Raw genomic sequence first — 24,557 nt, 5'->3', positions numbered from 1 at the left:
GTGTGTCGTTCCTCTTCCTGTCTGCAGGGATTAGTCAGCTGGGACCATAAAGGCCGCTTCCAGCAACTGCTGTGTATAGATGTCCTGTGGCGCGGCAAAGACACGTGCCGCCGGGCCTTGCTCGACCACTTTGCCCTGTTTGACCACCATCACCTGGTGGCTCAAGGCCCTGACTACCGCCAGGTCGTGGCTGATAAACAGGTAGGTCAGGTTGTATTTGGCCTGCAGCGAGCGTAGCAGCTCGACCACCTGGCGCTGCACGGTGCGGTCGAGGGCCGAAGTCGGCTCATCCAGCAGAATTAGTGCAGGTTTCAGCACCAGAGCGCGGGCGATGGCGATGCGTTGGCGCTGGCCACCGGAAAACTCGTGGGGATAGCGATGGCGGGTTTCCGGGTCCAGGCCTACCTCCACCAAGGCGTCGATAATCGCCTGTTCCTGCTCGGCTTCGCTGCCCATGCGGTGGATCTGCAAGCCCTCGCCGACAATCTGGCCAACGCACATGCGCGGGCTGAGGCTGCCGAAGGGGTCCTGAAACACCACCTGCATCTGCCGTCGTAGCGGGCGTACATCCTCTTGCGACAGGCTGTCGATGGCCTGGCCCTGGAAGCGAATGCCGCCCTGACTGCCGAGCAGACGCAGAATCGCCAAACCCAAGGTGGATTTACCCGAGCCGCTTTCGCCGACGATGCCCAGGGTATGCCCCTGCGGCAGGCTGAAGTTGATGCCGTCCACGGCTTTGACATGGTCGACCGTGCGGCGCAGCAGGCCCTTTTTGATCGGGAACCAGACGCGCAGGTTGTCGATTTCCAGCATGGTTTTGCCAGGTGGCTGATCGACCGGGCCGCCAGTGGGTTCGGCGCCCAGCAGCTCGCGGGTGTAGGGGTGTTGTGGGTCTTTAAACAGCGTTTCGCAGGCCGCCTGTTCGACGATATGCCCGCGCTGCATCACGCACACACGATGGGCAATCCGCCGTACAAGATTGAGGTCGTGGCTGATCAGCAGAATCGCCATGCCCAGACGCGCTTGCAGGTCCTTGAGCAGCTCAAGGATTTTCAACTGCACGGTGACGTCCAGGGCAGTGGTGGGCTCGTCAGCGATCAGCAGTTCCGGCTCGTTGGCCAGGGCCATGGCGATCACCACACGCTGGCGTTGGCCACCTGATAGCTCGTGTGGGTAAGCCTTCAAGCGTTTGTGCGGTTCGGGAATGCCGACCAGCTCCAGCAGCTCCAGAGTCCGTGCTGTGGCGGCCTTGCCGCGCAGACCTTTATGCAGGGCCAGCACCTCGTTGATCTGCTTCTCGATGCTGTGCAGCGGATTCAGCGAGGTCATGGGCTCCTGAAAGACCATGGCGATACGGTTGCCACGAATGCCGCGCAGTTTGTTCTCGTTCAGTTTGAGCAGGTCTTGCCCTGCGTAGTGAATGCTGCCGCTGGGGTGCTGCGCCAGCGGGTAGGGCAGCAGGCGCAGGATTGAGTGCGCAGTGACCGATTTGCCGGAGCCGCTTTCGCCCACCAGGGCCAGGGTTTCACCGCGTTTGATGTCGAAGCTGACGCCTTCCAGCACACGCTGTTTCAGGCTGCCGGTGACGAATTCGACAGCCAGGTCGCGGACTTCGATGAGGGTGTTGGAGTCGGTCATGTCATTTCCTCGGATCGAAGGCATCACGTGCCGCTTCGCCGATAAACACCAGCAGGCTGAGCATTAGGGCGAGCACGGCAAAGGCGCTGATACCGAGCCATGGCGCTTGCAGATTGGATTTGCCCTGGGCCACCAGCTCGCCGAGTGACGGTGCGCCAGGCGGCAGGCCGAAGCCGAGGAAATCCAGCGCGGTGAGGGTGCCGATCGCGCCTGTGAGGATAAACGGCATAAAGGTCATGGTGGAAATCATCGCGTTGGGCAGGATATGGCGGAACATGATCGAGCCGTTCTGCATGCCCAGGGCGCGGGCTGCGCGCACATATTCCAGGTTGCGCCCACGCAAGAACTCGGCGCGCACCACATCCACCAGGCTCATCCAGGAGAACAGCAGCATGATGCCCAGCAGCCACCAGAAGTTCGGCTGCACGAAGCTGGCGAGGATAATCAGCAGGTAAAGCACCGGCAGGCCGGACCAGATTTCCAGAAAGCGCTGTCCGGCCAGGTCGACCCAGCCGCCATAGAAGCCCTGCAGGGCGCCGGCAAATACGCCGATTACCGAACTCGCGAGAGTCAGGATCAGGGCAAACAGTACGGAAATGCGGAAGCCATAAATCACCCGCGCCAGTACATCGCGGCCCTGGTCATCGGTGCCCAGCAGGTTTTCCGCCGAGGGTGGCGCGGGGGCGGGCACTTGCAGGTCGTAATTGATACTGGAGTAGCTGTAGCGGATCGGCGGCCAGATCATCCAGCCGTCCTTTTCCTTGATCAGCTCCTGGATGTAGGGGCTTTTGTAGTTGGCCTGCAGCGGGAATTCACCGCCGAAGGTGGTTTCCGGGTAGCGCTTGAATACCGGGAAATACAGTTCGCTGTCGTAGCTCACCACCAACGGCTTGTCGTTGGCGATCAGCTCGGCGCCGAGGGTGACGAAAAACAGCGCGAGAAACACCCACAGCGACAACCAGCCGCGTTTGTGCGCTTTGAACAGCTGGAAGCGACGTTGATTGATTGGGGAAAGTTTCATCTCAACCCTCCCGGCTTTCGAAGTCGATACGCGGATCGACCAGGGTGTAGGTAATGTCGCCGATCAATTTCACCACCAGGCCCAGCAACGTGAAGATAAACAGGGTGCCGAACACCACCGGGTAATCGCGGTTGATCGCGGCCTCGAAGCTCATCAAGCCCAGGCCGTCGAGGGAGAAGATCACCTCAATCAGCAGGGAGCCGGTAAAGAAGATGCCGATAAAGGCCGCCGGGAAGCCGGCGATGATGATCAGCATGGCGTTGCGGAATACATGGCCATAGAGCACGCGGTTGTTGCTCAGGCCCTTGGCGCGGGCGGTGACCACGTACTGCTTGTTGATCTCATCGAGAAAGCTGTTCTTGGTCAGTAGCGTCAGGGTGGCAAAGTTGCCGATTACCAGGGCGGTGACGGGTAGCGCCAGATGCCAGAAGTAGTCGAGCAACTTGCCGGTAAAGCTCAGTTCGTCGAAGTTGTTCGAGGTCAGCCCGCGCAATGGGAACCAGTCCCAGTAGCTGCCGCCGGCAAACAGCACGATGAGCAAAATGGCGAAGAGGAAGGCTGGGATGGCGTAGCCGACGATGATCATTGAACTGGTCCAGACGTCGAAGGCGCTGCCATGGCGGGTGGCCTTGGCGATGCCCAGCGGGATCGACACCAGGTACATGATCAGCGTGCTCCACAATCCAAGGGAGATAGACACTGGCATCTTCTCGATGATCAGGTCGATGACCTCGGCATCGCGGAAGAAGCTCGAGCCGAAATCCAGTTGCGCGTAGCTCTTGAGCATCAGCCAGAAGCGTTCCGGCGCGGATTTATCGAAGCCATACATGCGCTCGATTTCAGCCACCAGGTCTGGGTCAAGGCCCTGGGCGCCGCGGTAGTTGGAACCGGCCACCGATACTTCAGCGCCGCCGCCGGCAATCCGGCTGGTGGCGCCGTCAAAGCCTTCCAGCTTGGCGATCATCTGCTCGACTGGGCCACCGGGGGCGGCCTGGATGATGATGAAGTTGATCAGCAGAATGCCGAACAGCGTGGGGATGATCAGCAGCAGCCGACGAAAGATATACGCCAGCATGTTATTGCTCCACGTCGGCAGTGTTCTGCGCGGCAGCTTCGTCGGCCGCCGCTTCAGGTGATTTCGTGCGGGCCCACCAGGTGTGCAGGCCTATATCGTATTGCGGGGTGACCTTGGGGTGTTCGAAGCGGTTCCAGTAGGCCACGCGCCAGGTTTTGATATGCCAGTTGGGCACTACGTAATGGCCCCACAGCAGTACGCGGTCGAGGGCGCGAGTATGGGTGATCAGGCTCTTGCGCGAGTCGGCATTGATCAGCCCCTCGACCAGCTTGTCCACCGCTGGGTCTTTCAGGCCGATAAAGTTGCGGCTGCCAGGGTTGTCAGCGCTGCTGGAGTGCCAGTATTCGCGTTGCTCGTTGCCGGGGGAGTTGGATTGACCAAAGCCACCGACGATCAGATCAAAGTCACGCGAGCGCAGACGGTTGATGTACTGGGATACATCGACGCGGCGGATCACCAGATCGATACCCAGATCGGCCAGGTTACGTTTGAACGGCAGCAGGATACGTTCGAATTCGGTTTGCGCCAGCAGGAACTCGAAGCTCACCGGTTTGCCCGTGCTGTCGAGCATCTTGTCGCCATCCACACGCCAGCCGGCTTCCTGCAGCAGTTGGTAAGCGCGGCGCTGTTGTTCACGGATGATGCCGCTGCCATCGGTGGCCGAAGGCTGGTATTCGTCGGTAAATACCTGGGGTGGAATCTGCGCGCGCAATGGCTCCAGCAGCTTTAGCTCGTCAGCGGAGGGCAGACCGACGGAGGCCAATTCTGAGTTGTCGAAGTAGCTGCGGGTGCGCGTGTAGGCGCCGTTGAATAGCTGGCGATTGGCCCATTCGAAATCAAACAGCAGGCCCAGAGCTTCACGCACGCGGCGGTCGGTGAACAGCGGGCGGCGGGTGTTGAAGATAAAGCCCTGCATGCCGGTGGGGTTGTGGTTGGCGATCTCTTCCTTGATCAGCTGGCCGTTGGCAACTGCAGGGCTGTTATAGGCGGTGGCCCAGTTCTTTGCGCTGATTTCCAGCCAGTAGTCGAACTGCCCAGCCTTGAGCGCTTCCAGGGCGACTGTGTTGTCGCGGTAGTAGTCGATTTCCAGGGTGTCGAAGTTGTAGAAGCCGCGATTGACCGGCAGGTCCTTGCCCCACCAGTCCTTGACTCGCTCATAGCGGATCGAGCGGCCGGCCTGCACGTCCGCCACCTTGTAGGGGCCGCTGCCCAGGGGCACGTCGAGGTTGCCTTTGCTGAAGTCACGCTCGGCCCACCAGTGTTTTGGCAGCACCGGCAGCTGGCCGACGATCAACGGCAGCTCGCGGTTACCGGCATGCTTGAAGACAAAGCGCACGCGGTGGGTGCTTTCGACCTCCACCTTGTCGACGTCAGCGTAGTAGCCGCGGTACATCGGCGCGCCTTTACTCATCAGGGTTTCAAAGGTGAATTTGACGTCTTCGGCGGTCACTGGCTGACCATCATGGAAGCGCGCCTCGGGGCGTAGGTAGAAGCGTACCCAGGCGTTGTCCGGGGCTTTCTCGATCTTTTCGGCTATCAGGCCGTATTCGGTAAAGGGTTCATCAAGACCGTGGCGGGTCAGGGTGTCGTAGATCATGCCGATATCGTCGGCGGCCACGCCCTTGTTGATAAAAGGATTGAGGCTATCGAAGCCGCCGAAACCGGCCTGGCGCAGGGTGCCGCCTTTGGGCGCATCCGGGTTGACGTAGTCGAAGTGCTTGAAGCTAGCCGGGTACTTGGGTGGTTCGTCATACAGGGTTTGTGCGTGCTTGGGGCCGGCCAGGGCCAGGCTGGCAACGCCAAGCAGGGCAATGCTGCTGACGTGGATAAACAGGGCGCGCAATGCATGGGTCATTCAGCGTTCTCCATGGATTTCAGCCACCAGGTACGCAGGCCCAGGGTGTAGGGCGGCGTGGTGACGAAGGCAAATCGGTTGCGGTAAGCCAGGCGGTGGTAATCGATATACCAGTTTGGAATGCTGTAGTGCTGCCACAACAGTACCCGGTCAAGGGCGCGGGTGGCGGCGATCTGCTCGTCACGGCTCTGTGCCGACAGCAGTTTTTCGATCAGCGCGTCAACCACCGGATGGGTAACCCCGGCGTAGTTCCTGCCGCCTTTGATCTTGGCCTGGGAGGAATGGAAATACAGTGACTGTTCCAGGCCCGGGCTGAGGGTTTGCGGCAGGGTGAGCAGAATCATGTCGAAGTCGTACTGATCGAGGCGTTGTTTGTACTGGGCGCGGTCGACGGTGCGCAGGTTGGCCTGGATGCCAATGCTGGCGAGGTTTTCGGTAAAGGGCTGGAGAATGCGTTCAAGGTTCGGGTTGACCAGCAATATTTCAAAGCGCAGCGGCTGCCCCTCACTGTTGAGCAGGCGTTGGCCGGAGGGCTTCCAGCCGGCTTCGGCCAATAGACCGAGGGCACGGCGCAAGGTTTCCCGTGGGATGCCCCGGCCATCGGTCTGCGGCATGCTGAACGGTTCTTTAAACAGGCGCGCCTGCAACTGTTTGCGGTAGGGCGAGAGCAACAGCCATTCCGCACCTTCCGGTTTGCCGCTGGCCGAGAACTCGCTGTTGGGGTAGTAGCTTTTGGCGCGGGTGTAGGAGCTATTGAACAGTGCGCGGTTGGCCCACTCGAAGTCGAACATCAGGCCCAGGGCTTCGCGTACCTGGCGGTCAGCAAACACCTCGCGGCGGGTGTTCATAAACAGCGCCTGGGTCTGTGTCGGGATCTGGTGCGGGATCTCGGCGCGGATTACTTCGCCACGGCTTAATGCCGGGAAGCGATAGCCGTTGGCCCAGTTCTTCGCCTGCTGTTCTATATAGATGTCGAATTCACCGGCCTTGAACGCTTCGAACGCCACATGGCTGTCGCGGTAGAACTCCACGTCGACCCGGTCGAAATTGTATTTGCCGCGGTTGACCGGCAGTTTGGCACCCCACCAGTCCTTGACCCGCTCGAAGCGCAGGCTGCGCCCAGGGCTGACCTGGGTAATGCGGTAGGGGCCGCTGCCCAGCGGTGGCTCATAGGTGGTGGCCTTGAAGTCGCGGCCTTTCCAGTAGTGCTGCGGCAGCACCGGCAATTCGCCGAGGCGTAGGATCAGCAGGGAGTTGCCGGCACGCTTGAGAACAAAACGGATGCTGTGGCGATTGAGGATATCGACCCGTTTTACTTCCTGCAGGTTGGTGCGGTATTGCGGGTGCCCGTCCTTGAGCAGCAGGCGGTAGGAGAAGGCCACGTCATAGGCGGTAATCGGCTTACCGTCGTGAAAGCGCGCCTCGGGACGCAGGTTGAACACCACCCAGCTGCGATCATCGCTGTACTCAACCGACTCGGCGATCAGGCCGTAGCTGGAGGCCGGCTCATCACCGGACGGGTCATAGGCGCCGGTGCCAACCATCAACGGCGCGTTCAGCTCGTTGACTCCGTACTGCAGGAAGTTGGCGGTGCTGATCGGGCTGCTGCCCTTGAATGTGTAGGGGTTGAGCGTGTCGAATGTGCCGTTGGCCATCATCCGCAGCGTGCCGCCCTTGGGGGCTTCCGGGTTGACCCAGGCGAAATGGGTGAAGCTGGCGGGATACTTCAGCTCGCCAAACTGGGCGTAACCGTGGCTTTTATACAGAGTGGCCCAGGCAGATGAACTGATGGCCATGCAGAGAAGTAACGAGAGGAGGGGACGTATCAAGTGAAATATCCGATCCGTGGCGTCTTGTGGGCTGCTGGTCAGGCACATTAACAGCTTGTATCGGCTGGAAAAAGGGTAGGCTCGCGGCCAAGCAATAGCGGCACTTTGACTACACTGAATTAACTAATTCCGAGGGCATCATTTTGGTAACAGCCTGCCATGGTTTGCAGTCATGGATTGATCGCTTCAACCAAGCCGAATTACCCGCCCTGGCCGCGGTGGTGCAGGATCTGCACCGTCTTACTCAGGGCGACAAATCTTCTGTGCAGCAATTGGCAGATGTACTGCTACGCGATGCGGCCTTGACCACCAAGGTGCTGCGTATCGGCAATAGTGTGTATTACAACCCGTCCCAGGAACCTATTCGCACCATTTCCCGGGCCATAGTGCTGATCGGCTTTGATAACGTGCGCCAGATCGGTCTGTCGGTCAGCCTGATTGACGGTCTGCTGGCTCGCAGCTCCCGCGATCAGCTTGCTGAATTGCTGGCGCGCTCGTTCCATGCGGCCGTGCAGGCACGCAATATCGCCGGCTATGTGCTGACTAAAAATGACGAGGAAGTGTTTATCGCCGCCCTGTTGCATAACGTCGGTGAGCTGGCGTTCTGGGGCTGTGCCGGGGATGCGGCGGATGATCTGGCCAGCGCCCTGGCTCAGCCGGGTATTGATGAAGATGAGGTGGTGATGCAGCTGCTCGGCACCAGCTTTCGCCAGTTGAGTCTGTCGCTGGTGAAAAGCTGGAACCTCGGCGATACCGTCAGCCTGGCGCACCAGTCGACCAGCCAGAATGATCCGGCGGTCAAAGCTGTGACCCTGGGGGCGAAGATCAGTCAGGCTGCGCTGGATGGTTGGGATACTCCAGCCATGGAAGCGCTGGTCGGCCAGTTAGCGAGCTTTATTGGGGTGACCCCGCAGGAAGCCATGCAGCAGGTGCTGGCCAGTGCCGAGGAAACCGTGAAGATGGCCGCGACCTTCGGCGCTAGCCAGCTGTGCAAACTGATCCCCAATACCGACCCGGAACAGATTCGCTTGCAGCAGGAACAACGCAAGGCGCGTCTGTTGCAGCCCAACATGCTGGTTTTGCAGCAGGCCCTGCAGGACCTTGGACTGATGGTCTCGCGTCGAGGCGATCTGGGCCTGGTGCTCGATACCCTGTTCAAGGGGCTGCATCAGGGTGCAGGGTTGGAGCGGATCATGCTGGTGGTACTGGCGGACGGGCAAAGTTGTTTCCGCGCCAAGCGGGTGACTGGCGAGGGCACCGAGGGCTGGAGCCATGACTTTGTACTGCCCGTGGCGCAGCAAGAGCAGCCGCATATCTTCAGTTACGCGCTGCGTAATAAAGAAGCGCTCTGGATGGGCGTGCCGGCCAGTTACAACCTCAACGAGCTGGTCACCCAGCCGATTCGCCAGCGCCTGGGGCAGGGCATGTTCTTTATCGCGCCGCTGTTGGCCGGCACCCGCGAAATAGGCCTGCTGTATGCCGACAGCCGGGTATCCGGACGGGCGTTAAAGCATGAGCAGTTTGTTGCCTTTCAGCGCTTTACCCAGTTGACCGGGCGCTGCCTGGAGGCGATGAGCAAGAAGGCCTGATCAGTTGACGCTGTACAGCGTCAGGGTCTGACCCGGCTTGAGTGCCTTGCCGGCCCTCGGGTTCCAGTTCTGCAGGCTCTTCATCGGTACCTTGAAGCGCTTGGCGATCAGGTAAAGTGAGTCGCCCTGGCGCACCTTGTAGTAGGTCGCGCTCTGGCGCGCCGAGCTGCCACTGCTGCCGCTACTACCACTGCTAGGTTTGCCGGCTTGTAAGGTGAGCACCTGACCGACGCGCAGGCTATTGCCGGAAAGCTTGTTCCAGCGCTGCACATCCTTGACGGCAACCTTGTGGTTCTTGGCGATCTGCCAGAGGTTGTCGCCGCTTTTCACCCGGTAGGTACGGCTCGGCGCGCTATGTGCGACGTTGCGCTGGAACATTGGCTCGCGTGCCGGTACACCGGGTTGCGCTGGAATGCTTAGCATCTGGCCGATGCTCAGGTTGTTGCCGGACAGCTTGTTGATGTCCTTCAGGGTGTTCACGGTCAGCTGATGGCGGTTGGCGATGCTGTGCAGGCTGTCGCCTGAGCGCACCCGGTATTGCTGCCAGTCCACCAGTGCCTGCGGCTTCATCAGCGACAGGTTGGCGGTCAGCAGCTCGGCCTTGTCGGTCGGCACCAGCAGGTGCTGCGGGCCATCCAGTGTCACGCCTTTCTTGAACGCGGGATTGAGCAGGTACAGCTCGTCTTCATCCAGGTCAGCCATGGCGGCGACGCGCGATAGGTCCATGCGCTGGGTGAATACGACCTTCTCGAAATACGGCTCGTTGGCAATCGGCGCGAGGCTGACGCCATAGGCTTGCGGCGTCATCACCACTTGCGAGAGGGCCAGCAGCTTGGGCACGTAGTTCTGGGTTTCTACCGGCAGTGAGAGATTCCAGTAATCGGTCGGCAGGCCGAGCTTCTGGTTGCGCTCAATCGCCCGGCTGACCCGGCCTTCGCCCGCGTTATAAGCCGCCAGGGCCAGTAGCCAGTCGCCGTTGAACATTTCCTTGAGGCGCGTCAGGTAGCTGATCGCCGCATCGGTCGAGGCCATCACGTCGCGGCGGCCATCATACCAGTTGGTCTGGCGCAGGTTGAAGTTGCGCCCCGTGGACGGGATGAACTGCCACAGTCCGACGGCATGGGCATGGGAATAGGCCAGCGGGTTGTACGAGCTTTCGATCATCGGCAGCAGGGCCAGCTCCATCGGCATATTGCGCTGCTCCAGGCGCTCAACGATAAAGTGGATATAGGGGCTGCTGCGCTCGCCGGCTTTCTCGATAAACGAGGGGTTACTGACGAACCACAGGCGTTGCTGCTCGATGCGCGGGTTGAGGGTGATGGTGTCCTGCAACTGGTAGCCGTTGCGTACCCGTTCCCAGATGTCTTTGGGTTCTTCGGGGGCCGGCGCCACGCTGCTGTTGAGCCATTCCGGCTCTTGCTCAAGACCGACCGCGCGGTCGGTGTCGCGACCACTGTCCGGGCGGTATTGGCTGCTGGTCTGGCAACCTGCCAGGGTTACGCACATGATCACCACAAGCGTCTGAGCGCTTTGTGCCAATGCCTTTAAATTCAAGGTCTTGCGTGGTGATAGAGGCATTGGCGGCGGTGTACTTCCCGGCGAAAAGGTCGGGCGATTCTAGGAACCAGTCTGCCCCTGGTCAAGTTTTAACCAGTCTTTTGTGTGGTTGTCGAGGTTTAGAAATGGTCCTTCCAGGCGCGTAAGGCAGCGAAAACCTGCGCTGGCGAGCGGTTTGCAGGCCCTTCGCGTTCGCTGATGAGGGCCCCGACCGACGGTTGCGCGCTGCGCAAAAAGGGGTTGGTGGCACGCTCCAGGCCAATCGATGACGGCAGGCTGATTTGCCCAGCCTCGCGCCATTGGCTGACCTGCTCTAGGCGTTGGCTGATTTCCGGATTACCCGGCTCAACTGCCGCGGCAAAGCGCAGGTTGCTTAGGGTGTATTCATGGGTGCAGAACACCTGAGTCTGCTCGGGGAGGGCGGCCAGGCGGCTGAGCGAATGATGCATCTGCTCAGGGCTGCCTTCGAATAGGCGACCACAGCCGCCAGCAAACAACGTGTCGCCACAGAACAGCCAGTGCTGTTCGGGCTGGATATAGGCGATATGCCCAAGGGTATGTCCCGGTACTTCATATATATCGAAACGCTGGCCCAGCACGTCGGCCTGGTCGCCATCGCGCAGCGCCAGGTCACGTCCAGGGATTTTTTCGTTGGCCGGGCCCAATACCCGAGCACCGGTGGCTGCCTTGAGGCGTTCGATACCGCCGACATGATCGAAATGGTGGTGAGTAATCAGAATATCGCTCAACTGCCAACCGGGATTGGCTGCCAGCCAGGCTTCGACGGGTGCGGCATCACCCGGGTCGACAACCGCGCAGCGGCGCTGCTCTGGGTCTTGCAGCAGCCATATATAGTTGTCGGAGAATGCAGGCAGGGCGTCGATTTTAATCATGAGTGGGTCGCTAAGCAGGGCGCAAAGGTGCATCTTAGGACGCAATGGCGGTGCTGGCTACGCAGGTATTTCTTATGTCCGATCACCCTTTTGCCCACGCAGACAGTGAATGGCTAGACCTTATCGCCGCAGCGCGCAGCTGGCTGAGCGGCCCGCTCGGACAATTGTTGCTGGAGCAGGAGCGGCAATTGCTGGAAGAAGAGCTGGCGCGCTTCTTTGGTGGTTACCTGGTGCATTACGGCCCAGCCGCCGACATGCCGCCAGATGCTCAGCAGATTCAGCGCAGTGTGCGTCTTGGGGCGCCGTTCAAGGGTGTAGAGATCGTTTGTGAGGAGCAATCCTGGCCGCTCACCGAGCATGCCGCCGATGTGGTGGTGTTGCAGCATGGGCTGGATTTCAGCCTGTCGCCACATGGCCTGCTGCGTGAAGCAGCGCGCAGCGTGCGGCCGGGTGGTCATCTGCTGATCGTCGGCATCAACCCAATGAGCAGCTGGGGCATGCGTCATCTATTTACCCGCGACGCACTGCGTCAGGCTCGTTGCATTGCGCCCAACCGGGTCAGCGACTGGTTGCACCTGCTGGGCTTCGCGCTGGAGAAACGCCGCTTCGGGTGCTATCGTCCGCCGCTTTCTTCGCCGGCCTGGCAGGCGCGGCTGGCTGGGTTGGAGCGCCTGGGCGCGGCCTGGCAGCCGCCCGGTGGCGGCTTTTACGTGCTGGTGGCCCGCAAGCTGGTGGTTGGATTGCGCCCACTGCGTCAGCCGAGCCGACAACCGCTGGGCAAACTGCTACCGATGCCCGTGGCCAAAGTCAGTCGCCGCGAAACGCCACAGAAGTAGATGGCAGAAATAGAACCGGCCGGATTAATTGAGCGAGAGATTGCAGATACATGAGTGAACAGGTCGAGATCTACACCGACGGCGCCTGCAAGGGCAATCCTGGCGTTGGTGGCTGGGGCGCGTTGATGATTTTCAAAGGTGTGGAGAAAGAGTTGTGGGGCGGCGAGGCCGAGACCACCAACAACCGCATGGAAATGACCGCTGCGATCCGCGCCCTGGCCGAGTTGAAGCGTTCCTGCGACGTGCGCCTGGTTACCGACTCGCAGTATGTGATGCAGGGCATTCAGGACTGGATGCCGAACTGGAAGAAGCGCGGCTGGAAAACCGCCGCCAAACAGCCGGTGAAAAATGCCGACCTGTGGCAGCAGCTGGATGAGCAGGTAAACCGGCATAACGTCACCTGGCAGTGGGTCCGCGGTCATACCGGCCACCCAGGGAACGAGCGCGCCGACCAGTTGGCCAATCGTGGTGTTGATGAAGTAAGAGGGTTGAAGCATGCGTAGTGTGGTGCTCGATACAGAAACCACGGGTATGCCGGTGGCCGATGGTCATCGGATCATCGAAATCGGCTGTGTCGAACTGATCGGCCGGCGCCTGACCGGGCGGCACTTTCACGTTTATTTGCAGCCGGATCGCGAGATCGACGAAGGCGCGATCGCGGTGCACGGCATTACCAATGATGCGTTGAAGGACAAGCCGCGCTTCAAGGAAGTCGCTGATGAGTTCTTCGAATTCATCAAGGGCGCGCAGCTGATCATCCACAACGCGGCGTTCGACGTTGGCTTTATCAACAACGAGTTTGCCCTGATCAAGCAGGACGACCGCGCTGATATCAGCGAGCACTGCTCGATCCTCGACACCCTGATGATGGCCCGCGAGCGCCACCCAGGGCAGCGCAACAACCTCGATGCCCTGTGCAAACGCTATGGCGTCGACAACTCCGGCCGCGACTTGCACGGCGCCTTGCTCGACGCCGAGATCCTCGCCGACGTCTACCTGACCATGACCGGTGGGCAGACCAATCTGTCCCTGGCCGGTGATGGTTCGGAAGGCGACAGCAATGGTCGTCAGCAACCCAGTGCGATCCGCCGCCTGCCCGCTGAGCGCGCGCGTACACGGGTGATTCAGGCCAGTGCTGCCGAGCTTGCCGAGCATGCCGCGCGCCTGGCTATTATCGAAAAATCCGCTGGCGCGCCGCCGCTTTGGGTGCAGATGGAGCAGCTCAAGATCGAAGCCTGATCACGTCGCGAGTTATCCACTCGCGACCTTTTCGTACAGCGTCACGCAGAGGGGGTTCCGCCTGACGGAGCCAGCCTCTACCCTGAGGCGATAGGCAGGCTCGGGCCTGTCACTCCCAGGGACGCCACAATGTATAAAGACCTCAAGTTCCCCGTCCTGATCGTGCACCGTGACATCAAGGCCGATACCGTGGCCGGTGACCGGGTACGCGCCATCGCCCAAGAACTGGAGCAGGACGGCTTCAGCATTCTTTCCACCGCCAGCTCCGCCGAGGGGCGCATCGTTGCCTCCACCCATCACGGCTTGGCCTGCATTCTGGTCGCTGCCGAAGGTGCGGGTGAAAACAAGAACCTGCTGCAGGACATGGTAGAGCTGATTCGCATTGCTCGCCGTCGTGCACCGCAGTTGCCGATTTTCGCCCTCGGCGAACAGGTGACCATCGAAAATGCCCCGGCCGAGGCCATGGTCGATCTCAACCAGCTGCGCGGCATTCTCTATCTGTTCGAAGACACCGTGCCGTTCCTGGCCCGCCAGGTGGCCCGCGCCGCGCGCAATTATCTGGATTGTCTGCTGCCGCCATTCTTCAAGGCGCTGGTACAACACACTGCGCAGTCCAACTATTCCTGGCACACACCTGGCCATGGCGGCGGTGTGGCCTATCGCAAAAGCCCGGTGGGGCAGGCGTTTCACCAGTTTTTCGGGGAAAACACCCTACGTTCCGATCTCTCGGTATCGGTGCCTGAGCTGGGCTCGCTGCTTGATCACACCGGCCCGTTGGCCGAGGCCGAAGCCCGTGCGGCGCGCAACTTCGGCGCCGACCATACCTACTTCGTGATCAACGGCACCTCGACAGCGAACAAGATCGTCTGGCACAGCATGGTCGGCCGCGATGACCTGGTGCTGGTCGATCGCAACTGCCACAAGTCGATCCTGCATTCGATCATCATGACCGGCGCGATCCCGCTGTATTTGTGTCCGGAGCGCAACGAGCTGGGCATTATCGGGCCGATTCCGCTGAGCGAATTCAGCCGTGAGTCGATTCAGGCGAAGATCGATGCCAGCCCGCTAGCGCGCGGTCGTGTGCCGAGCAGCAGCGGGGCGATGGTCAAGCTGGTGGTGGTGACCAATTCGACCTACGATGGCCTTTGCTACAACGCCGAACTGATCAAGCAGACCCTGGGCAACAGCGTCGAAGTGCTGCATTTCGACGAGGCCTGGTACGCCTACGCGGCGTTTCACGAGTTCTATGCCGGGCGTTACGGCATGGGCACTGCGCGCACCGAGGATGCGCCGCTGGTGTTTACCACCCACTCGACGCATAAGCTGCTGGCGGCTTTCAGCCAGGCCTCGATGATCCATGTGCAGGATGGCGGTGTGCGCCAACTGGATCGGGATCGCTTCAATGAAGCCTTTATGATGCACATCTCCACTTCGCCGCAGTACGGCATCATCGCTTCGCTGGATGTGGCCTCGGCGATGATGGAAGGGCCGGCGGGTCGCTCGCTGATTCAGGAAACTTTCGATGAAGCCCTGAGCTTCCGTCGTGCCCTGGCCAATCTGCGGCAGAACCTCAGTAGTGACGACTGGTGGTTCAGCATCTGGCAGCCAGCCAAGGCCGAAGGCGCCGATGATGTGGTGACCCAGGATTGGCTGCTGCAGCCACAGGCTGATTGGCATGGCTTTGGCGATGTGGCCGAAGATTACGTGCTGCTCGACCCGATCAAGGTGACCCTGGTAACCCCGGGGCTGACCGCCGATGGCAAGCTGGACGCGCGCGGCATTCCGGCAGCAGTGGTTAGCAAGTTCCTTTGGGAGCGTGGCCTGGTGGTGGAGAAAACCGGGCTGTATTCCTTCCTAGTGCTGTTCTCTATGGGCATTACCAAAGGTAAGTGGAGCACGCTGTTGACCGAACTGCTGGAGTTCAAACGCAGCTACGACGCCAACCTGCCGTTAAGCGATGTACTGCCTTCGATTGCTCAGGCCGGTAAGACCTTTTATCAGGGCATGGGGCTGCGCGATCTGTGCGATGCCTTGCATGCCTGCTATCGCGAAAACGCCACGGCCAAGGCGCTCAAGCGTATGTACACAGTGCTGCCGGAAGTGGCGATCAAACCGGCCGATGCCTATAACCAGCTGGTACGTGGTGAAGTAGAGGCGGTGCCGATTGAGTTACTGGAAGGCCGAATTGCCGCGGTGATGCTGGTGCCATATCCGCCAGGTATTCCGCTGATCATGCCGGGCGAGCGCTTTACTGCGCAGACCCGCTCGATCATCGATTACCTGGCGTTTGCCCGTACGTTTGACCGCAGCTTCCCTGGTTTCGATGCCGATGTGCATGGCCTGCAGCGTGAGGAAGGCGTCTACACCGTGGATTGCATCAAGGCCTGATCCTGCTCTACCTGGCGGCACCGGCATTAGTTAGTCGGCCTGCCGCCAGTCTTTCTCAGTAGATCAAGTGCTTATCGCCGATAAGTAAAAAATGAGCTTAACTTTGATGACGTGTTCTGCGTCACAGTGGCCAGCATCGACATTTGTCAGTTGGTTGTTATAGTTGCTCGATTTTTAGCATAAGAAGACTTTCATTGTGCGCTTGCGCCCCAGCTGAGGATGACTGCCGTGTCCGACTACAAAGCCTTTAATGTCGTGTTGGCAGATAAGGTCGCCCATGTGGTGATCAATCGCCCGGAAAAAGTCAACGCGATGAACGCGGACTTCTGGCGCGAAATCATCGAGATTTTCCGCTGGGCCGATGACACCGATGAAGTGCGCGCAGTGGTGATCTCCGGTGCGGGTAAGCATTTCTCCTCAGGTATCGACCTGATGATGCTGGCCTCGGTCGGCAGCCAGCTGGGCCCGGATGTCGGCCGCAATGCTGAAAAGCTGCGGCGCAAGATTCTCGAACTCCAAGCCTCGTTCAATGCCGTAGACAACTGCCGCAAGCCGGTTCTCGCGGCCATTCAAGGCTATTGCCTGGGTGGTGCTATCGATCTGATCTCGGCCTGTGATATGCGTTATTCGACGGCTGATGCACAGTTCTCGATCAAGGAAATCGACATCGGTATGGCTGCCGACGTTGGCACCCTGCAGCGCCTGCCGCGCATTATTGGTGACGGCATGATGCGCGAGCTGGCCTTTACCGGCCGCACCATTGATGGTGAAGAGGCGCGCAGCATCGGCCTGGTCAACCGCACCTATGCCGATGTCGATGCCTTGCTCAATGGCGTGATGGGCATCGCCCGCGAGATCGCCAGCAAGTCGCCAGTGGCGATTCGTGGCACCAAGGAAATGCTTCGCTACATGCGTGATCACCGGGTCGATGACGGCCTGGAATATATCGCCACCTGGAACGCCGCCATGCTGCAATCGGCGGATCTGCGTGTGGCCATGACGGCTCATATGAGCAAGCAGAAACCGGAGTTCGCTGACTGATGCTGTCCTTCCACCTGTTTTTATCACCGACGCGGGAGGCGCAATAGCTCATGGTTTCTGGAGCCACGTCGCTTAATCTGGTGCGCGATGAACTGTTCACCACTATGGAAGAGGCAGAGTCGAGCCTCGAACACTTTATCGCCGACCGCCACAACGGCAGCCTGCTGCAACAGGCTGTGGAAAACCTGCATCAGGTACGCGGCACACTGAATCTGATCGAACTGGCCGGTGCCGAGCTGCTGGCTCAGGAAGTGCTGGATCAGGCCACCGATATTCCCGCAGGCGCCGGTGAAGAACGCGATGTGCAGCTTTCCGCCCTGAGCAACGCGCTGCACGTACTGCGCCGCTATCTGGAAAACGTTGAAGCGCATCGCCAGGAAATGCCGGAACTGCTGTTGCCGGCGATCAACGACCTGCGTCAGGCCGGCGGCCAACCCGCCTTGCCGGAAAGCTTCTTTTTCAGCGTGCGCCTCGATCATGCTCGTCCGCGTACCTCGCCGCCATCGGTTGATGGTGCGGCGCGTGAAAGTGAAGGGCGCCGTCTGCGCCATATGTATCAGGTGGGCCTGCTGGGCTTTATCCGTGAGCAGAACCCGCAGGCCAGCCTCAAGCTGATGGGCCGCGCACTGATGCGTCTCGACAGTCTGTTTGCCAACGAACCACGCGGTCGCCTGTGCTGGGTTGGCTCGGCTGCCGTTGAGGCGCAAGTTGATGGCCAGCTGCTGGCGCGCAAATCGCGTAAACAGCTGTTTTCGCGGATTGATCGCGAGCTCAAGCAGATGCTCGCCAACGGGCAGTACGAAGCGCCGCGTGGCCTGCTCAAGGAATTACTTTATCTGGTAGCCCTGGCGGACAGCCGCGGGCCGCAAGCGGCAGCCCTGAGCGAAGTCTTCGGCCTGACGCCGTTGCCCTTTACCGATCACCTGCTGGAAGAGGAATACCAGCGCCTGGCAGGCCCTGGGCAGGCGGTCATGCGTTCGCTGAGCTCGGCGATCCGTGAAGAGCTCAACAGCGTCAAGGACATGCTCGACCTGATTGAGCGCGGCACCTTGCAAAGTGACAGCCTCAACAGCCTGCACGCCTTGCTCGGCAAACTGAGCAAGACCCTCGGCATGGTCGGCCTGAGCTCGGCCGGCAACTCGCTGAATGCTCAATTGCCAGTTGTCGCGAGCTGGAGCGAGGAGAGCGCCCCCGCGCCTCAGGAGCTGCACAAGCTGGCCGATGCCGTGTTGTACGTCGAAGGTATGGTCGCCAGCCTGGAACGTGGCGAGCGTCGTGAAACGCGGCCTACTCAGGCGCAGCCTGGTGAAGAGGCTGACTCCTTCGCTCTGCATCAACTTAATGAAGCACGCATTGTGGTGGTCGATGAGGCCCAGGCTGGTCTGGCCTTGGCCAAGCGAGCGATTACTGCGTATCTGGAGTCAAGTGGCGAGCGCATGCACCTGTCCAACGTGCCGTTCAGCCTGCAAGCCGTGCGCGGCGGGTTGTGGTTCCTCGGTCAGGAGCGTGCCGCGTTGTTGGTCGGCGCCTGCGCCGATTACATCCAGCAGCATATGTTCGATGCGCCGCAGATGCCGTCCGAGCAGATGCTGGAAACCCTCGCCGATGCCTTGAGCAGCCTTGAGTATTACCTCGAAGCCGGCGCGGTGATGCGTCCGGAAACCCAGCCAAGCGTGCTTGACCTCGCCGCAGAAAGCGTGCGGGCCCTGGGCATGCCGCTGGAGGCTTGAGCATGCAGCGCTGGCAAGCCACTCTGCTCGACAGTCAGCAACCCGGTGGTTGGGTGGTCGCGCACTGCAAGCAGCACTTTCTGGCGGACAGCAACGGGGTGTTGTTCCCTCGTGAATGGTTGAAGAAGCAGGATTTGCCGATTATCGCCGAGCACGGCCTCGGCCATTTTGATGGTGATGCAGTCTACCTGCTGGAGCTGAGCCAGCCCTTCGACATGCCGGGCTGCGCCTGGCAAAGCCTGCGCCAGTTTATGCTGCAGGGCGATGCCGATACCTTCAAGTTGCTCAGCTACGCCACGCAAATTGGCACCTGGGCCAGCCAGCATCGGTTCTGTGGCAGCTGTGGTGGAGCGATGCAGCATGTGCTGGGCGAACGCGCGATGCACTGCGTACGCTGCGAGCTGCAGCATTACCCGCGGCTTTCACCGAGCATGATCGTACTGGTAACCCGCGGTGATGAGATTCTTCTGGCGCGCTCGCCGCGCTTTGTTTCCGGGGTCTACAGCACCCTGGCCGGCTTCGTGGAAGCGGGGGAGTCGGTCGAGCACTGCGTGGCCCGTGAAGTGCGCGAAGAAGTCGGGGTCGAGATCAGCTGCTTGCAGTACCTCGGCAGCCAGGGCTGGCCATTCCCGCATTCGCTGATGCTGGGTTTTCATGCCGAATACGCCTCGGGCGATATCGTTATGCAGGCCGATGAAATCGAGGATGCTCAGTGGTTCAGCGTGCATGACCTGCCGCTATTGCCGGCGGCACGCTCGATTGCTCGCTATCTGATTGACGTCTATGTGGCGCGCCGTCTAGGCCAGCCCGAACCAGTGCTGCCAGGCTAGGCGCACGGTTAATGCCAGTACCACTAGGATAAATACTGGGCGGATAAACTTCGAACCGCCCTTGATCGCCGTGCGTGCCCCGAGAAACGCTCCGACCATCAGTGCAAGCCCCATGCAGATGCCCAGCAGCCAGGCCACTTGCCCGCTGATGATAAACACGGTCAGGGCGCAGATATTACTGACGAAGTTCATGCTGCGGGCCACGCCGCTGGCCTTGACCAGATCGAGCGGGTAGAGCAGCAGGCTGCTGACCGTCCAGAAGGCGCCGGTGCCTGGGCCCGCCACTCCATCATAGAAACCCAGGCTGATGCTTTGTGGCCACTGCCGGCCTTTGGCGATAGGCGCCTCGGCGAGCAGCGGCGCATCCGGAGTTTTGCCAAACAGCAGGTACAGGCCGCAGCCAAATACCACCGCAGGTAACAGCTGGTTCAACCATTCCGACGGCAGCCATTGCGCCAATGCGGCGCCCAGCAGTGCGCCGACCGCCGTGCCGATCAGGGCATTGCGCCACTTGCTGGGGTCAAATAGCTTGCGCCGGTAGAAGGTGTAACTGGCGGCGGCTGAGCCAAAGGTTGAGCTGAGTTTATTGGTGCCCAGGGCCAGGTGCGGCGGCAGGCCGGCAGTCAGCAGTGCGGGGATGGTCAGCAAGCCGCCACCGCCGGCAATTGCATCGATAAAGCCGGCAATAAACGCGACCAAGGCGAGAATCGCCAGGGTCGACAGGTCAACGCTGAGTTCAAACGGGAAAGCCATGAAAAACACGTCCTGTGTCTAATTGTGGTGTTCTCTTGCTGTTCGCCAGCCAGGTAGCTGCGCATAATGCCGGCAATTTCAAGCATAAGGAATGCACGGCAATGCAATACGGCGGACTGGCATGGGCAACAGCATTGTTGGCATTACTGGCGGCGTTTGTGGCGGCGCGCATCCTGTTCAATCGGCAGTGGTTTCTCGGTTGGTTGCGCGGCACCTGCGGCCTAGCATTTCTCGCCCTGGCGGCGCTGATTGGTCTGCTGGCCAACGATTTGCGCAGCTATGCAGCAATTCCTGAAGGTAAGCCGCTGGCCACACTGAGCTTCAAGGCTGACGGGCCACTGTATCGGGTCAGTGTGCTGGAGGGCGGTCGTGAGCGTACGCTGACCATGGAGGGCGATCTCTGGCAGCTGGATGCGCGTTTCCTGCAATGGAAAGGGCTGGCCGCGTTGATTGGCCTGGAGCCGGGTTATCGTCTGGAGAAACTGTCGGGGCGTTTCCTATCGATCGAACAGCAAAGCCTGGCGCAGCACACCCGGGTCGAACTGGCGCGCAGTCCATATGGTATCGATCTGTGGCGCTGGCTGCGGTTGGGTCAGCATGACCTGTTTATCTTCGACCCACAGGCGCGTCGGGTGACCTACCTGCCGCTGGCCGATGAGGCGGTGTACAGCATCAACCTGACGCCGGCTGGATTGCTCGCCGAGCCGATGAATCCGGCGGCCAAGCAGGCGCTGAAAGACTGGCAGTAAATTTCAGGTAGTAAAAAAGGGACCCGAGGGTCCCTTTTTTATTGGATGGGCTATCTCAGGAGAGGAAGCCGCCGTCCACGTTCAGCGCCACACCGGTGGTGTAGCTGGAGGCATCGCTGGCCAGGTACAGCACGGTGCCGGCCATTTCGCTTGGTGCCGCAACACGCTTGAGCGGGATGCGCTGCAGGGCGAGGTTGAGGATGGCGTCGTTCTTTACCAGCGCCGAGGCAAACTTGGTATCGGTCAGGCCCGGCAGCAGAGCGTTGCAGCGAATGCCGAACTGCGCGCACTCCTTGGCGAAGACCTTGGTCATGCTGATCACCGCGGCCTTGGTTACCGAGTAGATGCCCTGGAACTCGCCTGGCGAGACGCCGTTGATCGAGGCAACGTTGATGATGCTGCCACCACCGTTGGCCTTCATCAGCTTGCCGCCTTCGATGGACATAAAGTAGTAACCGCGGATGTTCACATCGACGGTCTTCTGGAACGCCGACAGGTCGGTGTCCAGTACGTTGCAGAACTGCGGGTTGGTGGCGGCGTTGTTGACCAGGATGTCGAGGCGGCCGAACTGCTCTTTGATCTGCGCGAAGACGTTGCTGATCTGCTCCATCTCGCCAATATGGCAGGCCACGGCGGTGGCTTTACCGCCATCGGCGATGATCGCATCGGCAACTTTCTGGCAATCGTCGATCTTGCGGCTCGAGACGATCACGTGAGCGCCTTGCTGGGCCAGCAGTTTGGCGATGGCTTCACCGATGCCACGGCTGGCGCCGGAAACGAAAGCGATCTTGCCGTCGAGGTCGAACAGTTGGGTCTTGGACATAGGATTTTCCTTTCTTATTGAGAACGTATCCAAAGTCTGCTGCGCGTCGGCCCTGCTGCGTTAAAAACAGGCTCGGAATGCTCATTTACAAAAGTAAACTCCGCTTCCTCGCCTGTTTTTGCCTTGCATGGCTCTAGCTCGCAAGCCTTTGAATGGGTTCTATGAGGCCTGTTCGGCCGTTTACAGCTGCGATTTGTTGATGACCTGCAGGCTCATCTGCTCCAGCAGCTTGTTCATCTGAATGAACTGCGCGAAGCGTTTGTCCTGGGTCTGGCCATGGAAGTAGCGGTAGTAGATCTGCTGCACGATGCCGGCCAGGCGGAACAGGCCGTAGGTGTAATAGAAGTCGATGCTCTTGATTTCGATGCCCGAGCGCTCGGCGTAGTAATCGGCGAACTGCTGGCGAGTCAGCATGCCCGGCGCATTGCTTGGCTGGCGGCGCATCAGCTGGATCGGTGCCGAGTCACCGGCTTCGATCCAGTAGGCGAGGGTGTTGCCCAGGTCCATCAGCGGGTCGCCGATGGTGGTCAGTTCCCAGTCCAGCACGCCGATGATCTGGCTTGGATTCTGTGGATTGAGGATGACGTTATCGAAGCGGTAATCGTTGTGCACAATACCGGGCTTGTGGTGGTCGGCAGGCATCTTGTCCTTGAGCCAGGCCTTGACCGGCTCCCACAGCGGCGCGTCGGGCGTCAGGGCTTTGTCGTAGCGATCACTCCAGCCACCGATCTGTCGCTGCACATAACCTTCGGGCTTGCCTAGGTCGCCCAGGCCGCAGGCCTGATAGTCGACGTTGTGCAGCTCGACCATCTTGTCGATAAAGCTCTTGCACAGCTCGCGGGTCTGCTCGGCGCTGAAGTTCAGCTCGGCCGGCATTTCCGAGCGCAGGATGATGCCGTTGACCCGTTCCATGACATAGAACTCGGCACCGATCACCGACTCGTCGATGCAGTGCACATAGGCTTTCGGGCAGTAGGGGAAGCCGGCGTTGAGCTGATTGAGGATGCGGTACTCGCGGCCCATGTCGTGGGCGGATTTGGCCTTGTGGCCAAAGGGCGGGCGGCGCAGGACGAATTCTTTGTCCAGGTATTCCAGCAGGTAGGTCAGGTTCGAGGCGCCGCCCGGAAACTGGCTGATGCGTGGCTCGCCCGTCAGACCGGGGATATGCGCCTTGAGGTACTGGTCGATGACCGCGGCGTCGAGTTCTTCGCCTTCGCGGATACGGGTGGACTGGTCAGTAAGCGCCATGTTTATCCCTTCTGCTTATGATGGGTGCCTAAGATAATTAGCTAATCTAATGCTGCTAGGGTCGCCTCACAAGGATTACACGCCGTTATAGGCGGGCGTGTTGCTACCCAATCAAGCTACCTGATTGGCTGTTCTGGTGCGTGTTGCAAGACATAAAAAAATGGCCGGGAGCCAGTGTGCACGTCGCGTAGCGACGGCCCGCAGGGTGGCCGCCCTGGATGGCGGCCATAAAAAAACCGGAGTCGAGGACTCCGGTTTGTTTTGTAGCGTAGTAGCCTTGCCGCTTAAACCGGGAACAGCTCGCCCAGTTTCATGGCCAGCATCATGTCGCCTTCGGCGCGCAGTTTGCCGGACATGAACGCTTGCATACCGTCGGTTTCGCCGCTGGTGATGCCTTTCAGGGTGTCGGTGTCCATGATCAGGGTCACGTTGGCGTTGGCATTGTCGCCTTTCTCAACGGCGCAGGTGCCGTCCTTGACGATCAGGGCGTAGTTCTCGCCGTCTTCGATGTTGAATTGGAACACCAGGTCCAGGCCTGCAGCGGCACCGGCGTTGAATTTGGACTGCATGGTATTGACGATGTCTGCAACGCTCATGGTTTCTTCCTTTTTCTCAGGTTTTTTCTAGCGCCCGTGATGGGTGCAGTGGGCCGAAACTCAGCGATAAGTGATGAGCTCCGGCGCCTTCAACAGCTGCAAATGCACATGGCTGTTGAAGGAAGCCAGGCTCACTTGGCTGCCGCGAAACTTCAGGCAGCTTAGTGAGGTGTTAACAATTTGCCAGTTCAGCTCGAAAGCCTGCGCGGGCGCGATACCGGTAATCAGATGCAACAGGGCAGTAATAGTGCCGCCCGAGGTGAATACGGCAATGTTCTGTTTGCTCTCGGCCTGTTGCAAAAGGCGGTTGAGGCCGCCCTGGACCTGCTCGACGAAGCCTTGCCAGCTTTGCAGGTCCGGCGTGTCGTGTTCGCCGGCAATCCAGCGGCCAATCAGCTTGGCGAACAGGCGCTGAAATTCAGCACGATTGCTCGCGCCATTACGCAGGATATGCAGGGCTTCAGGTTCTTCGCCAAGCATGCCCGGCAGCAGGCTGCGGATTACCGCGTCGGCATCGAACTCATTGAAGGCAGAGTCAATGTCCAGTGGTGGTATGGCTATGCCTGCATCGTGCAATTGCTGTAAGGCGCTGTTAGCGGTGTGCTGCTGGCGGCGCAGATCACCACTGACGCTGCGATCAATACGCGTGCCGAGTTGTGCGAGGTGCGCGCCCAACACTTCGGCCTGGCGAATTCCGATGGGCGATAGCACATCGTAATCGTCTGCACCGAAGGAGGCTTGGCCATGTCGAATCAGGTAGATGCTGCCCACGTCCGCTCGATTCCGGTACGTTGAAAGTTTCGCGAGGGTATGAGGAAGCTCAGGAGCTGTCAACGTAAAAACATACGCTTGTTTGAATTGCATGAG

General features: G+C 60.1%; 21 protein-coding genes. 9 read left to right on the top strand and 12 right to left on the bottom strand.

All coding sequences use genetic code 11. The features are described 5' to 3' along the window. Positions 1-30: 30 nt before the first annotated feature. From ACQ4LH_RS03960 to ACQ4LH_RS03940, 5 genes are read right to left on the bottom strand one after another with little or no spacing between them, the layout of a single operon-like run. Positions 31-1,638 carry an ABC transporter ATP-binding protein gene (locus ACQ4LH_RS03960; protein WP_430696027.1) on the bottom strand — a complete coding sequence of 536 codons (1,608 nt, stop codon included), beginning with the start codon at positions 1,636-1,638 and terminating at the stop codon, positions 31-33. A gap of 1 nt (position 1,639) precedes the next feature. Then, complete coding sequence (locus ACQ4LH_RS03955) at positions 1,640-2,659, bottom strand: ABC transporter permease (RefSeq protein WP_430696026.1); 1,020 nt, start codon at positions 2,657-2,659, stop codon at positions 1,640-1,642. Position 2,660: 1 nt separating this feature from the next. Next, the gene (locus tag ACQ4LH_RS03950; RefSeq protein WP_430696025.1) at positions 2,661-3,734 is read right to left on the bottom strand and encodes a microcin C ABC transporter permease YejB; all 1,074 of its coding nucleotides are present in this window, start codon (positions 3,732-3,734) and stop codon (positions 2,661-2,663) included. Position 3,735: 1 nt separating this feature from the next. After that, a complete protein-coding gene (locus ACQ4LH_RS03945) occupies positions 3,736-5,589 on the bottom strand; it encodes an extracellular solute-binding protein (RefSeq protein ID WP_430696024.1) in 1,854 nt (617 codons plus the stop codon). After that, on the bottom strand, positions 5,586-7,415 hold the full coding sequence (locus ACQ4LH_RS03940; protein ID WP_430696142.1) for an extracellular solute-binding protein: 1,830 nt from the start codon (positions 7,413-7,415) through the stop codon (positions 5,586-5,588). The genes ACQ4LH_RS03945 and ACQ4LH_RS03940 overlap by 4 nt, the downstream gene beginning before the upstream one ends. A 167-nt stretch (positions 7,416-7,582) precedes the next feature. Between ACQ4LH_RS03940 and ACQ4LH_RS03935 the strand changes: the two genes are divergently transcribed. Next, positions 7,583-9,007, top strand: a complete 1,425-nt coding sequence (locus tag ACQ4LH_RS03935; protein WP_430696023.1) for an HDOD domain-containing protein — start codon at positions 7,583-7,585, stop codon at positions 9,005-9,007. Here ACQ4LH_RS03935 and ACQ4LH_RS03930 read toward each other — a convergent pair whose 3' ends face one another. Both ACQ4LH_RS03930 and gloB read right to left on the bottom strand, forming a co-directional pair. Continuing rightward, on the bottom strand, positions 9,008-10,585 hold the full coding sequence (locus tag ACQ4LH_RS03930) for a LysM peptidoglycan-binding domain-containing protein (RefSeq protein ID WP_430696022.1): 1,578 nt from the start codon (positions 10,583-10,585) through the stop codon (positions 9,008-9,010). A 98-nt stretch (positions 10,586-10,683) separates the two neighbouring features. After that, positions 10,684-11,457, bottom strand: a complete 774-nt coding sequence (gene gloB / locus ACQ4LH_RS03925; RefSeq protein WP_430696021.1) for a hydroxyacylglutathione hydrolase — start codon at positions 11,455-11,457, stop codon at positions 10,684-10,686. Positions 11,458-11,531: 74 nt separating this feature from the next. Here gloB and ACQ4LH_RS03920 point away from each other — a divergent pair, with 74 nt between their 5' ends. The 7 genes from ACQ4LH_RS03920 (at position 11,532) to nudC (ending at position 19,521) form a co-directional block, all read left to right on the top strand. After that, on the top strand, positions 11,532-12,293 hold the full coding sequence (locus tag ACQ4LH_RS03920) for a class I SAM-dependent methyltransferase (protein ID WP_430696020.1): 762 nt from the start codon (positions 11,532-11,534) through the stop codon (positions 12,291-12,293). A gap of 50 nt (positions 12,294-12,343) precedes the next feature. Then, positions 12,344-12,796, top strand: coding sequence for a ribonuclease HI (gene rnhA, locus ACQ4LH_RS03915; protein ID WP_397493250.1), 453 nt, complete (start codon positions 12,344-12,346; stop codon positions 12,794-12,796). Beyond that, on the top strand, positions 12,789-13,532 hold the full coding sequence (dnaQ, locus tag ACQ4LH_RS03910) for a DNA polymerase III subunit epsilon (protein WP_430696019.1): 744 nt from the start codon (positions 12,789-12,791) through the stop codon (positions 13,530-13,532). The genes rnhA and dnaQ overlap by 8 nt, the downstream gene beginning before the upstream one ends. 129 nt (positions 13,533-13,661) lie before the next feature. Further along, positions 13,662-15,920, top strand: a complete 2,259-nt coding sequence (locus ACQ4LH_RS03905; protein ID WP_430696018.1) for an Orn/Lys/Arg decarboxylase N-terminal domain-containing protein — start codon at positions 13,662-13,664, stop codon at positions 15,918-15,920. A 228-nt stretch (positions 15,921-16,148) separates the two neighbouring features. Next, positions 16,149-16,961 (top strand): crotonase/enoyl-CoA hydratase family protein, encoded by an 813-nt coding sequence (locus ACQ4LH_RS03900; protein WP_430696017.1) that lies wholly within the window; start codon positions 16,149-16,151, stop codon positions 16,959-16,961. A 50-nt stretch (positions 16,962-17,011) separates the two neighbouring features. Next, positions 17,012-18,691 carry a ferrous iron transporter B gene (locus tag ACQ4LH_RS03895; RefSeq protein ID WP_430696016.1) on the top strand — a complete coding sequence of 560 codons (1,680 nt, stop codon included), beginning with the start codon at positions 17,012-17,014 and terminating at the stop codon, positions 18,689-18,691. Positions 18,692-18,693: 2 nt separating this feature from the next. Beyond that, a complete protein-coding gene (nudC, locus tag ACQ4LH_RS03890) occupies positions 18,694-19,521 on the top strand; it encodes an NAD(+) diphosphatase (protein WP_430696015.1) in 828 nt (275 codons plus the stop codon). Here nudC and ACQ4LH_RS03885 read toward each other — a convergent pair. Beyond that, positions 19,489-20,274 (bottom strand): TSUP family transporter, encoded by a 786-nt coding sequence (locus tag ACQ4LH_RS03885; RefSeq protein ID WP_430696014.1) that lies wholly within the window; start codon positions 20,272-20,274, stop codon positions 19,489-19,491. The genes nudC and ACQ4LH_RS03885 overlap by 33 nt on opposite strands. Before the next feature lie 101 nt (positions 20,275-20,375). Between ACQ4LH_RS03885 and ACQ4LH_RS03880 the strand changes: the two genes are divergently transcribed. Further along, entirely contained in the window at positions 20,376-21,023 is a 648-nt protein-coding gene (locus ACQ4LH_RS03880) for a hypothetical protein (RefSeq protein WP_430696013.1), read from the top strand. Between the two features lie 55 nt (positions 21,024-21,078). Here ACQ4LH_RS03880 and ACQ4LH_RS03875 read toward each other — a convergent pair whose 3' ends face one another. From ACQ4LH_RS03875 to ACQ4LH_RS03860, 4 genes are all read right to left on the bottom strand, one after another. Further along, positions 21,079-21,846, bottom strand: a complete 768-nt coding sequence (locus ACQ4LH_RS03875) for an SDR family oxidoreductase (RefSeq protein ID WP_430696012.1) — start codon at positions 21,844-21,846, stop codon at positions 21,079-21,081. A 180-nt stretch (positions 21,847-22,026) separates the two neighbouring features. Then, positions 22,027-23,094 (bottom strand): phosphotransferase family protein, encoded by a 1,068-nt coding sequence (locus ACQ4LH_RS03870; RefSeq protein WP_430696011.1) that lies wholly within the window; start codon positions 23,092-23,094, stop codon positions 22,027-22,029. Between the two features lie 284 nt (positions 23,095-23,378). Continuing rightward, a complete protein-coding gene (locus tag ACQ4LH_RS03865) occupies positions 23,379-23,690 on the bottom strand; it encodes an SCP2 sterol-binding domain-containing protein (RefSeq protein WP_304869276.1) in 312 nt (103 codons plus the stop codon). Positions 23,691-23,750: 60 nt separating this feature from the next. Continuing rightward, positions 23,751-24,461 (bottom strand): histidine phosphatase family protein, encoded by a 711-nt coding sequence (locus ACQ4LH_RS03860; protein WP_430696141.1) that lies wholly within the window; start codon positions 24,459-24,461, stop codon positions 23,751-23,753. Between the last annotated feature and the right edge of the window lie 96 nt (positions 24,462-24,557).

Source organism: Pseudomonas peli (assembly GCF_050563605.1).
GTDB classification, from domain to species: Bacteria; Pseudomonadota; Gammaproteobacteria; order Pseudomonadales; family Pseudomonadaceae; genus Aquipseudomonas; species Aquipseudomonas peli_A.
The sequence above is the reverse complement of the archived record's forward strand: the minus strand, read 5'-3'. Positions and strand labels throughout refer to the sequence as shown.